The sequence below is a fragment of the Streptomyces sp. NPDC055078 genome, assembly GCF_053607985.1.
Map to the genome: position 1 here is coordinate 1 of NZ_JBSGUP010000161.1, position 13,719 is coordinate 13,719.

The following is a 13,719-nucleotide window of genomic DNA, read 5'->3' on the forward strand; positions in this document are numbered from 1 at the left end:
CGGCGGGGGTCCCCGGCGTATCGGGCGTGGTGGTGTCTGGAGCGGTCCGTACGAGGGCGGGGTCTCGCAGTGCGGGTCCTCGCGAGGAGGTTCTCGGTGCGCACTGGGACGTCGACGGCGCGGTCGATAGTGTGACCGGCATGGTGAACGCGAACGCAGAGATCGGTGTGATCGGCGGCTCGGGCCTCTACTCCTTCCTGGAGGACGTGACCGAGATCCAGGTGGACACGCCGTACGGCAGCCCGAGCGACTCCCTCTTCCTCGGCGAGGTGGGCGGCCGGAAGGTCGCCTTCCTCCCCCGGCACGGCCGCGGCCACCATGTCCCGCCCCACCGCATCAACTACCGCGCCAATCTGTGGGCCCTGCGCTCCGTTGGCGTACGGCAGGTGCTGGCCCCGTGCGCGGTGGGCGGACTGCGTCCGGAGTACGGGCCGGGCACGCTGCTCGTGCCCGATCAGCTGGTGGACCGTACGAAGACGAGGACGCAGACCTACTTCGATGGCGAGCCCCGCGCGGACGGGGTGATTCCGAATGTTGTCCACACGACCTTCGCCGACCCCTACTGCCCGGCGGGTCGTGCCGTGGCCCTTAAGGCCGCGCGCGGACGGACCTGGGAGGCGATCGACGGCGGGACGCTGGTGGTCGTGGAGGGGCCCAGGTTCTCCACCCGGGCGGAGTCACGGTGGCATGCGGCGGCGGGCTGGTCGGTGGTGGGGATGACCGGGCACCCGGAGGCGGTGCTCGCCCGTGAACTTGCCCTCTGCTACACCTCGCTGACGCTGGTCACGGACCTGGACGCGGGTACGGAGACGGGCGACGGGGTTTCGCACACGGAGGTGATGCGGGTCTTCGGCGAGAAGGTGGCGCATCTGCGTGAGGTGCTCTTCGACGCGGTGGAGGCGCTGCCCGCGAACGGGGAACGCGACTGTCTGTGTGTGCGGGCGCACGACGGGTGGGAGCTGGGGTTCGAGCTTCCGTAGGGGGACTGGTGGTCGGGAACCCGGGGACGGGGCGCACGACGGGGTGAGGGAGTTTTCCACAACTGGGCGGCTGTCCACAGGCGTCGGCGGGATCGTGGCGAACAGTGGATCGTGAGGAGCACCCGGCCGGTCAGGGCCGGGGCCACTCCTCGACCACAGGCGGTGCGTGCCCATGTCGCGATCTCCTTCTCCTGCCTCCTCCTCGTCTTCTTCCTCCTCCCGCTCCTCGCGCTCCACGTCCTCTCCGTGCTCTCCGCCCTCCTCCCGTTCCTCTCCGGCTGGTCCTGCCTCCTCGTTCCCTTTGTCCTCTTTCTCCTCTTTCTCCTCCCGGGTCGGCTCCTCCGGCGCTCCGGGGCTGCCTGCCCTGCCGGTGCCCGAGCCGTTGCGGGTGCCGGAGTTCCCTCCTCTGCGGGTGCGCGGCGGGGCGCACCGGTTGCGGCGGGCCATGCGGCGGCGACGGCGGGCGCTGGCGGCCGGTCTCGCCCTGACAGCGGCGGCGCTGACGGCTTCGGGTGCCCGGGGCGCGGACGACCGGGACGGCGGGGCGTCGGCAGAGGGCCCGCGCCGGACGCCCCCGCTCGCCGCCGAGATGGTCTCCGCCCCGGTGCGTATCGCGGACGCCGCGACCGTCCGGCTGCTGCGGCCGGGAGACCGGGTCGATGTGATCGCCGCACCCGAATCGTCTCCGGGCCGGCACCAGCGCTCGTCCCCTGGTCGGCACCAGGGCCAAGAGGAGCCGCCCGACGCCCGGGTGGTGGCGGCGGGCGCCCGGGTGACCGAAGTGCCGAGGCTGGACGACGCCACCGGGGAGGGTGGCGCGCTGGTGGTCCTGTCCGTCCCGCGCGCCACCGCTACGGAGTTGGCGGGGGCGGGGGCGACCTCACGGCTGGCGGTGACGGTGTGCTGAGCCATGAAGGGTTGCAGGCAGGCGCCACACCGTTTCATGCAGGCATTCGTCCCGGCATTCAGCCAGGCACTCGCACAGACGTACCGCCCCGTCATCACTTCGCAGGTACGGAGTGGACAGCGCGACCGGACGCTGTCGTAGATTGCGGAGCGCCCGGAGGGTTGGGCTGCGTCCCCTGTTGTACATGTGAAATGAGGCTCCGTAGTGAGCGAGAAGAAGGTCAGCGTCCTGGATGGCTTCAAAGCCTTCCTGATGCGCGGCAATGTGATCGATCTGGCTGTCGCGGTCGTCATCGGCGCGGCGTTCACCCAGGTTGTGAACTCCGTGGTGAAGGGCGTCATCAACCCCCTGGTCGGCGCCTTCGGCACCAAGGACCTCGACTCCTACAGCTCCTGTATCAAGGGCACCTGCAAGGTGGTGAACGGCGAGGTCGACGGCATCAGGATCCTGTGGGGTTCCGTCCTCGGAGCCGCGCTGAGCTTCCTGATCACGGCCGCCGTCGTGTACTTCCTGATGGTGCTGCCCATGTCGAAGTATCTGGCGCGCAAGGCTGCCAGGGACGCGGCGAAGGAAGGCACCAAGGAGGTCGTGGAGCTGTCCGAGCTGGAGGTGCTGAAGGAGATCCGGGACACGCTGGTGGCGCAGTCACCTCAGTCACCTCAGTCGCCGCAGCGGGACACCGGGCCCGAACGGCCGTAGCGAAGCCTCAGATGTGGTGCGGCGGCTTCTCGTCGAGGAAGCGTGCCAGATCGGCGGTGCCGTCGCCGCCCGTGAGAGTCCGCTCACCCCACCCGCGGTCCGTATCGTCCGAGGACTGCTGGTCCAGCGGATCGTCGAAGTCGATCCTCGGCTTCGGAGTCTGCGACCGAGGAGGCTTCGCGTCTCGCGGTCCGGGGGTGGGGGCGGTGCTCATGCTTCCAGGGTACGGCGGCGTCGGGCGTCGCGCGGGCAGGTGTCCCGTCAGCCCCGCCCGGCCAGGCCCGGTGTCCGGCCCGGTGTCCCGCTCTGGCGTCCCGGGCCGGTGGCCCCCGCTCTCCTGCTCGCCGGACTCCGCGACTCCCCCGCTCCCCGGGCTCCCGGCTCTCCGGCTCTCCGGCTCCCCGGCTCCCCGGTCAACGGTCCTTCGGGTCGAGCCGCCACAGGCCCAGGACCACCAGGAACGACAGACAGAGGAAGCCGGCGCCCCACCAGGCGGTGCCGGTGTCACCCCGCATCCATTCATCGACCACCACGGTCAGCCCCCAGAGCTGGCCGGTCACCACAGCCATCACCATGACGAGCCGGGCGTTGAGCCGGGCGGACCGCTCGGGCTCCTGTTCCCCGCCGGCCCCGGGCCCCGGGCCGGTGTGCCGGGTCCGTGGGTCGCCATAGCCGCTGGTGGCCCGGATCTGTGGATAGCGCTCCGGTACGGGACGGTTGAGCCGGGGCTCCGCACTGCCCGCCCGGTACGCGGGGCCGGAGCCGGCGGCAGGCCGGCCGGTGGCGGCGGACCCCGGGCCGCGCGGTTCACCGTCCGGCTCCCGGGGCGGGTGCGGGTCGCTCATGCCTGGCCGCCCGGTGTCTCCGGGGCCCTGGGGACCTTCGCCCCGGGGCAGCCGATCTCGACCGCGCGGTCCGGGGCCACATCGGCGAACTGGCGGCACCAGGCTTCCTGGTCGTTCTCGCCGGAGCGGGCGGTGGCGACGGCCCAGATACTGCCGTCGACGTCCTCGCTGACGATCACCCTGGGCAGCGCTCTCGGCGGTGGCCCGGCGGTGACCTCACCGGTGCGGACGTCGAAGACTCCCTCGTGGCAGGGGCAGAGCAGCTCACCTTCCGTCCCCCGGTCGGCCCGGAAGAGTACGGCGCAGGCGAGATGGGTGCAGACGGCCGAGTAGCCGACGAGGGAGCCGTCCCGCAGCCGTACGGCGACGGCGCGGTCCTCGTCACCGGGGTAGCGGAAGGCGAGTGCCTCGCCGGGCGCGAGCTGGTCCGCGATCCTCTTGGGCTCGGGAATGGTCTCGTGGTCACCGTGCCGGTGGAGCACACCGGCCGCGACCCCGACGCCTCCGACGGCGAGTCCGCCGGAGACGGTGGCGACGATCCGGAGGTAGTCGCGGCGGGTCGTGAGCGAGTCCGCGCCGATGCGGTCGTGCAGGGCGCGCTGGGCGGCGTCGCCCGGGGAGCCCGGTCGCCCGGCGGGAGGCTGGTCGGTGACGCTCACCGCACATCCACCCCGTTCACCTCGACGACGGGCAGGCCGCCCGGGACCGGCCAGCGCACCTTGTCCGCCGGGACGACCATCGCGACGCCGGTGCTGACCGTCGTACTGCCGAAGGTGAAGGAGTCGGCGACCTGGACCCCGGGGCGTTCGGCCCTGAGTTCGTCGAGGGTTCCGTAGAAGAGCGCCCCGGTGGGACAGACCGTGGCGCACATGGGAGCGAGGCCGTAGGAGGTGCGGTCGTAGCAGAGGTCGCACTTCATCTGGAGTTTCGCCGCAAGATCGATCTTGGGTACGCCGAAGGGGCAGGCGTTGACGCAGTTGGCACAGCCGATGCAGCGGGAGGTGTCGGCCTGCTGCACCACGCCGTCGGCGGTGACGAGGATCGCGTCGGCGGGGCAGACCTCGGCGCACGGCGCGACCGGGTCCTCGCAGTGCATACAGACCGTGGGAAGGGAGGCGACCGAGTGCCCCTCGTCGGGGTAGTCGAGATGGATCATGGATTTACCGCGGTGCGAATCGCATTCGCGGCAGGCCGAGACACATGCCTGGCAGCCGATGCAGCGGCCCGGGTCGATGAAGATCGTTCTGCCCATCACGACGGGAGTCAGCTCCTCTCGGCGGTGCCACGGCCCTGAGGTGCCGTGGGCGGCAGGGGGTCGGTCCGGGAGACCTGTGTCTCCGGGTAGGCCCGGTGGCCGGGGGCGGTGGGCGGTTCGGGCACCTCGTCGATCCGTTCGGCGGCTTCGACGCGGCAGGCGCAGACCTTGTACTCGGGAATCTTGGAACGGGGGTCGAGTGCGTCGATGGTGAGTTCGTTGGCGGCCGTGGGGGCCGGCCAGTGGTAGGGCACGAAGACGGTGTCGGGGCGGATGGCCTCGGTGACCAGGGCGGGGAAGACCGCACTGCCGCGCCGGGTCACCACACGGACCGGGTCACCGGAGCGGAAGCCGAGAGAGGGGTGGACCTCCACCCAGGGGCGGGGGGTCTGTTCGACCAGGGCGCCGAGCCTGCGGGTCTGGTTGCCGGAGAGGAAGTGGGCGACGGTACGGCCGGTGGTGAGTGTCATGGGGTACTCGTCGCTGTAGGGGTCCACCGGGGGATGCCAGTCGACGGCCTGGAGATGGATTCTGCCGTCGGGGTGGTAGGTCTTCCCATCCTCGAAGAGCCGGGGGGTGCCCGGGTGGTCGGTGGACGGGCAGGGCCAGGCGATCCCGCCGGTCTCCTCCAGCCGCTCGTAGGTGATGCCGTAGTAGTCGTTGACGGTGCCGGCGGACGCGACCCGCAGTTCCTCGAAGACCTCGCGCGATCCGGCGAAGGCGAATTTGCCGCCCGCGCCGAGCCGTTGCGCGAGCTGACAGATCACCCAGGTGTCGGTCCGTACGCCCGGGGGTGGCTCCTGGGCCTTGTTGTGCTTGACGACACGGGCCTCGGCGTTGGCCATCACGCCCTCGTCCTCGGCCCAGGTGGTGACGGGGAAGACGACATGGGCGTTGGCCGCTGTTTCGGAGAGGAAGAAGTCGAACTGGGCGTGGAACTCGGTGGCGTCGTAGCCCTCTCTGACCGTGCGGTAGTGCGGGAGGGAGACGAAGGGGTTGTTGCAGATGCCGATGAGTCCGCGGATCTCACCGCGCCGCATCTGCCAGACCATCTCCATCATGGATGTCCCGGCCGACGGGAGTTCGGACTCGTCGATGCCCCAGATCTCGCAGATCTGGCGGCGGTGCTCCGCGTTGCCGATCGAGCGCCCGCCGGGGAGGAGGTCGGACTTCTGGCCGTGCTCCCGGCCGCCCTGACCGTTGCCCTGGCCGGTGAGGGTGCCGTATCCGGCGCCGGGTCTCCCGATGTTGCCGGTGGCGGCACAGAGGTTGATGACGGTGAGGCAGTTCTCGACGCCCTGCGAGTGGTGCTCGATGCCCCGGGCGTGCCAGGCCATGGCCCGGTCGGCGCTGCCGAAGGCGCGGGCGACCTGGACGATCTGTTCGGCGGGGACTCCGCAGATCGCGGCGGCCCGCGCAGGCGGGTATGCGGCGGCTTGGGCGCGCACCTCGGTCCAGCCTGTGGTGTGCGCCGCGAGGTATGTCTCGTCGGTGAGGCCCTCCTGGACGAGCACATTGAGTACGGCGTTGAAGAACGCGGAGTCGGTGCCGGGCTTGAGGGCGACATGGATGTCGGCGGTGCGGGCGATCGCCGTCTCGCGCGGATCGACGACGATGAGGCTCGCGCCCCGGTCCCGGGCTCCCCAGACGTACTGGGTCAGCACGGGGAAGCACTCGCCGACATTGGAGCCGGCGATCAGCAGGCAGTCGGTGAGAAGGATGTCCGAGAAGGGGTTGCCCGCCCGGTCGATGCCGAAGGCGAGTTTGTTGGCCCCGGCGGCGGAGACCATGCAGAGCCGGCCGTTGTAGTCGACATGCCGGGTGCGGAGGGCGACCCGGGCGAACTTGCCCACCAGATAGGTCTTCTCGGTGAACAGGCTGGCACCGCCGAGCAGCCCGAAGGCGTCGTTGCCGTACCGGCTCTGGATGCGTCCGATCTCGGCGACGGTGAAGTCGAGGGCCTCTTCCCAGGACGCCTCCCGGAACGGCTCGTCGCGGGAGCGGCGCAGCAGTGGGGCGGTGAGCCGGTCGGGGTGGTTGACCTGCTGGTAGGCGTTGATGCCCTTGGGGCACAGCCGCATCCGGTTGATGTCGTGGTTACGGGGTTCGACGCCGAACACCTTGCCCGCGCGGTCCACCCGGAGATACATCCCGCACTGGACGCCGCAGAAGCAGCAGTGGGTGGGGACGAGGGTCTCGCCGTTCTGATCGGCGTGCCACTGATCGGCGGGGATGCCTCCGGCGTCCCGGAAGTTCCGGGTGCCGGGCGGGGCGATGGAAGGGTCGAGGGGAACGGCCGCCGGATGTCCCACTGCGGGCGGGCGCCGGCCGACAGCGGGCGGGCCCACAGCCGCGAGGGTGTCGGGCGCCGGGGCCGCGGGCCCATGGGCCGCCGGGACGGACCGGTCCGCCGTCATTTGAAGCCCTGCTTGACCTGGGAGAGATACGCGCTGCCGCGCAGGACCCGTTTGCACCGGGGGCAGTACTCGGCCCAGGTGTCGAAGCCGAGTTGCAGATCCCGCATGGTGCCCTGGAGGTTCTCGACGTAGGGGGTGGTGTCGATCGGTTCGCCGCAGCGGCGGCAGGCGAAGAGCTGCTCGTCCCGGCGGGCGGTGTATTTGAAGAGCTGCATCCCGACGGCGGCGGGCCGCTGGACGATGTGGAAGAACTTCCCGAACGGGATGTAGATCAGGGTGAAGACCACCGACACCATGTGGAGGATCGCGAGGAACGAGTAGCCGCCGCCGTGCAGGAAGAGCGACGAGAAGGTGAGGAGGAGACCCGTCACGGCGATGACGATCAGGGCGATCAGCGGGACGAGGTCGTAGGCGAACCGCTGGCCGGTGCCGACTCCCCGGTCCTTCATCCTGCGCCACAGGAAGTACGAGGCCCCGGGGATGACCAGGACGGCCGCGATGTCGAGCCCGTGGAACATCAGCCAGCCGAAGACGTTCAGCGCGTCGAAGTCCATGACCTCGATCCCCCAGATCCGCATCTCGTAGCCGGGGCCCGCGCCGGTGTCCGAGGTGAAGGTGAACCAGCCCCAGGTCAGCGGGAAGGTGATCAGCGCGGCGAGCACACACCCCCAGAAGATCAGCTGATGGGCCGCCCAGCGGGCCCGGGAGCGGGCGCCCAGGAACTTCTGGAAGCCGAGATAGGTGGCGATCATCCTCGGCAGTGCGGTGGGTGCCCGGCGGAAGTTGTCGAGGGAGAAGAAGGCACGCCACCCCCGGGTGAGGAGGCGGCCCGCGCCGGGAGAGGAGATCCAGACGGTGTAGCGGTAGGCGACGCCGAAGGCGAGGAAGACCGTGGCGACCGCGTAGGGAAGGAGGGCGGAGTCGAAGTCGCGCAGCAGCCGGCTGCCGAAGACGATCGCGAGGATCAGCAGCGCGGAGACGGCCGCGCCCACGGCGGAGGCGCGCAGCTGCACCGATCCGGCAGCCCGGGTGGCCGCCCCGGCGGAGGCGGGCGTTCCCCCGGCACCCCCGGCACCCTCGCCACCCCCGGCGCCCCCGGGGCCGGGCGCTCGTCCGGCGCTCCCGGCGACGACGCCCGCTGCCGCGCTTCCCGTGCCTCCCCCGGTTCGCGCGGCGGCTCCACCGCCCGCGGTGGCGGGGTCCTCGGCGTCGGCAGCGTTCGCGGCGGGGGCGCCCGATCCGGGCGGGGGTGTGGCGCGGCCCGGGCCGTCCTGGCTCGCGGCTGGCCCGTCCGGGCTCGGGAGTGGCTCGGTCACCGGGCCACCGTAGGCAGGGCGGGGTGACCGCGCTCGCTGTGACGTCATGCCGTCAGGCCCTGGGGTGACCGCTTAGCCCACTCGGCCCGTACGGGCCCGGCCGCCCGGCGCGCGGTCGCCCGGACCCCGCTGTGCTGGACGCATGACGTCCTCGGCCACTCCGGGCAGCAGAGGCAGCAGAGGCAGCAGGGATAGCAGGGGGCAGATCGTCGGTGTGCTGGTGTACGCGGCCGGGGTGCCCCGCGCGTTCAACGAGAACGACGGGACCGTCGCCGTCGTCGGCTATCTGATCATGCGGCTGGCGCTGACGACCCAGTGGCTGCGTGCGGCCGTCGGTGCTCGCGGCCGGTCCGGTCGCGATGACGACGGTCTCGGCCGGGGTCACCCCCACCTACCGGTCCCGGACGCGCGCATCCGCGTGAGCCGCCCGTATCCCCGCAGGGCACCCGCATACGCGTAGGACACCGTGTCCGCGTAGGACATCGTGAACGTTCGAGACGCCCGCATCCGTTTGAGGCGCCGTATCCGCGTGATACGCAGGGGGCATGAGTGAGACGACCAGGAACGACGCACTGACGGATGTGGCCGGTCTGCGCGTCGGCCACGCGCGCGTGCCGGGCGGGCGGGCGCTCAGCGGCACCACCGTGGTGCTCGCGCCGGATGGCGGCGCGATCGCCGCGGTGGATGTGCGCGGCGGCGGCCCCGGCACCCGGGAGACGGACGCGCTGGATCCGCGCAATCTGGTCCAGCGGATCGACGCCGTCGTTCTGACCGGGGGCAGCGCGTACGGCCTCGACGCGGCGGCCGGGGTGATGGCGTGGCTGGAGGAGCGGGGCCGCGGCGTCCCGGTCGGCGGCCCCGGGCAGGTCGTGCCGGTGGTGCCCGCCGCCTGTGTCTTCGACCTGGGCCGCGGCGGGGATTTCGGGGTCCGGCCGGACGCGTCGACCGGGCGGGCCGCGATCGAGGCGGCGGCCCGTACGGAGACGGGGGCCCCGGTGGAGACGGGGGCCCCGGTGGAGACGGGCGGTGTCGGCGCGGGCACGGGCGCGGTGGTCGGCGGTATCAAGGGCGGAGTCGGCACAGCGAGCCTGTTCCTGGCCGACCTCGGGGTCACCGTCGCCGCGCTGGTGGTGGTCAACGCGGTGGGCTCGGCGGTCGATCCGCTCACCGGAGTGGTGTACGGGCGCTACTTCGACGGGCCGGTCGAGTATCCGCCGCCGGGTGTTCACACGGCGGCACTGCGGCGGCTGGACGAAACCCGGAAGGCGAGCGGGCCGCCCCCGCTCAACACCACCCTCGCGGTGGTCGCGACCGACGCCGACCTCACCCGCGCCCAGGCGCAGAAGCTCGCGGGCACGGCGCACGACGGCATCGCGCGCGCCGTTCGGCCGGTCCATCTGATGAGCGACGGGGACACCGTCTTCACCCTCGCGACGGGTGCCGTCCCGCTCCCGGCCAAAAACCCTCTCGTATTCAACAATGTGCTGGCCGCGGGCGCGGATGCCGTGACCAGGGCGATCGTGAACGCGGTCCTCACGACCACCGGGACAGCGGGACCAGGTGGGGTGTTCCCCTCGTATCGGGAGCTGTACGACATCAACTGAGCCGCACCATATGCCGGTTGGCGTGATCCGGGGAACTTCACAAAGAGTTGCTACGTTTTTCTTAAGGCAGGACGCGTTGTCAGACCCAGGGGCTACTTTTAGCAATCAACGTGTTACTTGTGGCGACGGCCTGGAGACCCACCTTGAACGATCCGTATGAGACAACCGAGACGCACCTCGAGCGACTCCTGGGTCGGGCGCTCAACTCCTTCGATCTTCCCGACGTCACGGTCGAGAGACTCGCCTCGGCCCTGGCTCACGCGAATTCGCTGCACTCCTCGCACCACACCGCGGCCCTGGACCGCGCGACCTATCGGCACGCGTATCTGCTCAGTGACGGCAGCTCCCTCGTCCTGTGGGAGCTGGTGCACAGCACCGGCGGCGGTGGCCCCGAGCAGCACGAGCTGTACACCGACGAGTCCGAGGTAAGGCTCGCCGCGTCCAGACTGCCGGCGGGCTTCCCCGGGTTCGCCGAGCCGGTGGACGGCGTCGCGCCCCCGGCCCGCTCGGTGAGCCCGGCGGACGCCGACCGGGACCCCCTCGGCCACACCCTCCTGGGAGCGGACCTCGACGCCGACTTCGAGCTGCTCGCCAGCCTGATGTCCGCGCCCCCGGCCCCGCTCCCCCGGATGTACGTCCCCGACAATTCCGCGGACCACGCCCGCCGGGTGCTGCGCCGCGCGGAGAACACGGACCGGCCGGGCGAGGAGACCGCCCGGCTGCTGCGGGCCGCGTTCGCGCACCACATCACCCAGGTCTTCGGGCGGCAGTGCCGGGTCGCGGGCAAGGACGCGGGATTCACGCTGTACGAGCACGCGTTCCTGCTGCTCGACGGCACCGAGGTCAGCCTCTGGGAGGTGGAGCACACGGCAACCCCGGACGGCCGCCATATGTGCGAGGTGTACGGCGCGGAGCGCACCGCCCGGGAGGCGATGGAGAACCGGGCGCGGGTGCGGTGACGCACGGGAGCGCGCCGCCGTGAAGCGCTCGGGCCCGGCCGGGGGAACGTGTCCCCGGCCGGGCCCCTCGGGTCTCGGTCCCAGTGCACCGGCCCCAGTGCACCGGTCCCAGTGCGTCAGCGGGCTCAGTGCGTCAGCGGGCTCAGCACACCGGGCTCAGTCAGCGGGCGGAGTACACCGGGCTCAGTGCGTCAGCGCGGGCTCCCGCTCGTCGGCGGGACTGGCCGGCTCGCCCGTGGCAGCGCCCTCCAGATGCTGCTTGGGCCGCGCCGGCAGGGCGAACATCACCAGGAAGATCACGGCGAGGACGGCCACCACCCACCACAGCGAGTTCGAGAACGCGTCGGCGAACGCCGCCCCGGCCGCCCCCGGTGCCATCTCGCCCTCGTCGATCGACCCGAAGAACACCACCGACACCAGTCCGAGCCCCAGCGCGGTGCCCATCTGCTGGACCGTGCTGATCAGCCCGGACGCCGACCCCGCGTGCTCGCGCGGTACATCGGAGAGCACCGCGTCCGTCAGAGGGGCCACGATCAGACCCATGCCGACGCCCATCACCACCAGCGGGGGCGCCATCTGCCAGACGTGGATTCCGGTGCCGTACCGTCCGACCTCCCAGATGTAGAGCAGCACCCCCGCCGCCATCGTCAGCGCGCCCGCCTGGAGCACCTTGCGCCCGAACCGGGGCACCAGCTTCTGTACGGACACCCCGGCCGCGGCCGACACCGCGATCGAGAACGGCACCCCCGTCAGCCCCGCACGCAGCGGGCTCCAGCCCAGACCGATCTGCATGTACAGCGTCCAGACCAGGAAGAACACCCCGAGCACAAGACCGAAGACCAGCTGAACGGCGATACCGGCCGCGAAGCTCTTCACCCGGAACAGCGACAGTTCGACGAGCGGGGAGGCGTCCTTGCGCGTCTTGTACCTCTCGTACGCGAAAAACGCCGCGAAGACCACGAGGCTGCCCACCATGCACAGATGGCCCCACAGCGGCCAGCCCGTCTCACGCCCACGCGTCAGCGGGTAGATCAGCATCAGCAGCGCCGAGGTGACGAGGACGACCCCGACCAGGTCGAGCCGGAGCGCCCTGGGTGCCCGGGACTCGCTGATGAACCGCCGGCCCAGGATCAGTCCGGCGATCCCCACCGGGAGGTTGATCAGAAAGATCGGCCGCCAGCCCAGGCCGAAGAGGTCCCACTGCGTCAGCAGCGCGCCCAGCAACGGCCCGGAGACCGCGCCCAGTCCGACGACCGCGCCGAAGAGCCCGAAGACCTTGCCGCGCTCGTGCGCCGGGAACGTGGCGTGGACGATCGCCAGCACCTGAGGCACCATCAGCGCGGCCATCGCGCCCTGGAGCAGCCGGGAGGCCACCAGCATCTCCGCGCCCGCGGCGAATCCGCAGAGCGCGGAGGCGATGGTGAAGCCGGTGATGCCGATGAGGAAGAGCCGCTTGCGGCCGTAGATGTCGCCGAGCCTGCCGCCCGTGATCAGACCGGCGGCGAAGGCGAGCGCATAGCCCGCCGTGATCCACTGGATCGCGCCGAAGGACGCGCCGAGGTCCCGTTCGATGCTCGGGATCGCGATATTGACGATGGTGACGTCGACCAGGTCCATGAAGGCCGCCGTCATCACGATCGCGAGGGCGACCCAGCGGCGGCGGTCTGAGGCGGTACTGTCGGAGCCGGCGGACCGGGAGTCAACCGGACCACCGGCTGCGGACCGGGACACAGCCGGACCACCGGCTGCGGACCGGGACACAGCCGGACCACCGGCTGCGGACCGGGAGTCGACCGGACCACCGGCTGCCGGGCGGTCCCCGGCCTTGTTCAGAGTGGGTTCTGGGCTCATACGGAAGAACCTAGGATCCATATAGGTCAGGTCGCGGCCTAGATCCCGGGCATCCTGGGAACCATGACGGACACCCCGGTACGACTCCTCAATCTGCTGTCCCTCCTCCAGACCCCGCGCGAGTGGCCCGGCAGCGAACTGGCGCAGCGTCTCGAAGTGAGCCCGCGCACGATTCGGCGCGACATCGACCGGCTGCGCGAGCTGGGATATCCCGTCGAGGCCACGAAGGGCGCGGTCGGCGGGTACCGGCTGGTCGCGGGCGCCGCGATGCCACCGCTCCTCCTGGACGACGAAGAGGCCGTCGCGATCGCCGTGGGGCTGCGCGCCGGGGCCGGTCATGCCATCGAGGGCATCGAGGAGGCGTCCGTACGGGCACTGGCCAAGCTGGAGCAGGTTCTCCCCTCCCGGCTGCGGCACCGGGTGACGGCCCTTCAGGCGGCGACGATCCCTCTCACCCAAGGGGACGGCGCGACCATCGATCCCCGCACCCTGACGGTGCTCGCGGGCGCGGCGAGCGGGCGGGAGCGGCTGCGGTTCGGCTACCGGGCGGGCGACGGTACGGAGACGAAGCGGCTGGTCGAGCCGTACCGCCTGGTGTCGACGGGCCGCCGGTGGTATCTGGTGGCATACGACACCGGGCGCGAGGACTGGCGGACGTTCCGGGTGGACCGGGTGTCCGAGCCGTTCGCCACCGGGGCGCGGTTCGTACCGCGCGAGCTGCCGGCGGGGAGCGCGGGGGAGTTGCTGGGGGCCTCGGTGGCCCGCAGCCGCCAGGAGCACGAGATCGATGTGATCTTCGAGGCGCCGGTGTCGTTCGTGGCGGCGCGGCTGCCGCGGTCGCTGGGGGTGCCGGTGCCGGTGGGGGATGAGGGTACGGCGTGCAGGC

The 13,719-nt window shown here is 71.4% G+C and carries 13 protein-coding genes and 1 pseudogene; 7 read left to right on the top strand and 7 right to left on the bottom strand.

Translation table 11 applies throughout. The features are described from left to right. Positions 1-140 precede the first annotated feature (140 nt). The 3 genes from ACWF94_RS16140 (at position 141) to mscL (ending at position 2,586) form a co-directional block, all read left to right on the top strand. Entirely contained in the window at positions 141-980 is an 840-nt protein-coding gene (locus ACWF94_RS16140; protein ID WP_453488005.1) for an S-methyl-5'-thioadenosine phosphorylase, read from the top strand. Between the two features lie 301 nt (positions 981-1,281). Then, the gene (locus tag ACWF94_RS16145; RefSeq protein WP_453487996.1) at positions 1,282-1,887 is read left to right on the top strand and encodes an RcpC/CpaB family pilus assembly protein; all 606 of its coding nucleotides are present in this window, start codon (positions 1,282-1,284) and stop codon (positions 1,885-1,887) included. A gap of 204 nt (positions 1,888-2,091) precedes the next feature. Beyond that, positions 2,092-2,586, top strand: a complete 495-nt coding sequence (mscL, locus tag ACWF94_RS16150; RefSeq protein WP_453487997.1) for a large conductance mechanosensitive channel protein MscL — start codon at positions 2,092-2,094, stop codon at positions 2,584-2,586. 7 nt (positions 2,587-2,593) lie between these two features. On the opposite strand, the gene ACWF94_RS16155 is transcribed toward mscL, so the two are convergent. From ACWF94_RS16155 to ACWF94_RS16180, 6 genes are all read right to left on the bottom strand, one after another. After that, positions 2,594-2,800, bottom strand: a complete 207-nt coding sequence (locus ACWF94_RS16155) for a hypothetical protein (RefSeq protein ID WP_453487998.1) — start codon at positions 2,798-2,800, stop codon at positions 2,594-2,596. A gap of 199 nt (positions 2,801-2,999) precedes the next feature. Beyond that, positions 3,000-3,431, bottom strand: a complete 432-nt coding sequence (locus ACWF94_RS16160) for a hypothetical protein (RefSeq protein WP_453487999.1) — start codon at positions 3,429-3,431, stop codon at positions 3,000-3,002. Then, positions 3,428-4,090: a QcrA and Rieske domain-containing protein gene (locus ACWF94_RS16165; RefSeq protein ID WP_453488000.1), complete on the bottom strand. Its 663-nt coding sequence runs from the start codon at positions 4,088-4,090 to the stop codon at positions 3,428-3,430. Before ACWF94_RS16165 ends, ACWF94_RS16160 begins: the two co-directional genes overlap by 4 nt. Further along, positions 4,087-4,686 (bottom strand): 4Fe-4S dicluster domain-containing protein, encoded by a 600-nt coding sequence (locus ACWF94_RS16170; protein ID WP_453488001.1) that lies wholly within the window; start codon positions 4,684-4,686, stop codon positions 4,087-4,089. The genes ACWF94_RS16165 and ACWF94_RS16170 overlap by 4 nt, the downstream gene beginning before the upstream one ends. A gap of 8 nt (positions 4,687-4,694) precedes the next feature. Further along, entirely contained in the window at positions 4,695-6,998 is a 2,304-nt protein-coding gene (locus tag ACWF94_RS16175) for a molybdopterin oxidoreductase family protein (protein ID WP_453488006.1), read from the bottom strand. A gap of 101 nt (positions 6,999-7,099) precedes the next feature. Then, complete coding sequence (locus ACWF94_RS16180) at positions 7,100-8,116, bottom strand: MFS transporter (RefSeq protein WP_453488007.1); 1,017 nt, start codon at positions 8,114-8,116, stop codon at positions 7,100-7,102. 505 nt (positions 8,117-8,621) lie between these two features. Here ACWF94_RS16180 and ACWF94_RS16185 point away from each other — a divergent pair. From ACWF94_RS16185 to ACWF94_RS16195, 3 genes and pseudogenes are all read left to right on the top strand, one after another. Beyond that, a pseudogene (locus tag ACWF94_RS16185) lies at positions 8,622-8,771 on the top strand (low temperature requirement protein A); the annotation flags it as partial. A gap of 193 nt (positions 8,772-8,964) precedes the next feature. Then, positions 8,965-10,023, top strand: coding sequence for a P1 family peptidase (locus ACWF94_RS16190; RefSeq protein WP_453488002.1), 1,059 nt, complete (start codon positions 8,965-8,967; stop codon positions 10,021-10,023). Positions 10,024-10,166: 143 nt separating this feature from the next. Continuing rightward, positions 10,167-10,982, top strand: coding sequence for a DUF6227 family protein (locus ACWF94_RS16195; RefSeq protein WP_453488003.1), 816 nt, complete (start codon positions 10,167-10,169; stop codon positions 10,980-10,982). Positions 10,983-11,165: 183 nt separating this feature from the next. Here ACWF94_RS16195 and ACWF94_RS16200 read toward each other — a convergent pair whose 3' ends face one another. Further along, on the bottom strand, positions 11,166-12,614 hold the full coding sequence (locus tag ACWF94_RS16200; RefSeq protein ID WP_453488008.1) for an MFS transporter: 1,449 nt from the start codon (positions 12,612-12,614) through the stop codon (positions 11,166-11,168). Between the two features lie 282 nt (positions 12,615-12,896). On the opposite strand from ACWF94_RS16200, the gene ACWF94_RS16205 reads away from it, so the two are divergent. Beyond that, positions 12,897-13,719: helix-turn-helix transcriptional regulator (locus ACWF94_RS16205; RefSeq protein ID WP_453488004.1), on the top strand; the 823-nt coding region annotated here is incomplete at its 3' end.

Excerpts from the sequence above, each read along its gene's own strand:
- ACWF94_RS16140 (WP_453488005.1), top strand. The coding sequence starts at position 141 with ATGGTGAACGCGAACGCAGAGATCGGTGTGATCGGCGGCTCGGGCCTC.
- ACWF94_RS16155 (WP_453487998.1), bottom strand. The coding sequence starts at position 2,800 with ATGAGCACCGCCCCCACCCCCGGACCGCGAGACGCGAAGCCTCCTCGG.
- ACWF94_RS16200 (WP_453488008.1), bottom strand. The coding sequence starts at position 12,614 with ATGACGGCGGCCTTCATGGACCTGGTCGACGTCACCATCGTCAATATC.
- ACWF94_RS16190 (WP_453488002.1), top strand. The coding sequence starts at position 8,965 with ATGAGTGAGACGACCAGGAACGACGCACTGACGGATGTGGCCGGTCTG.
- ACWF94_RS16160 (WP_453487999.1), bottom strand. The coding sequence starts at position 3,431 with ATGAGCGACCCGCACCCGCCCCGGGAGCCGGACGGTGAACCGCGCGGC.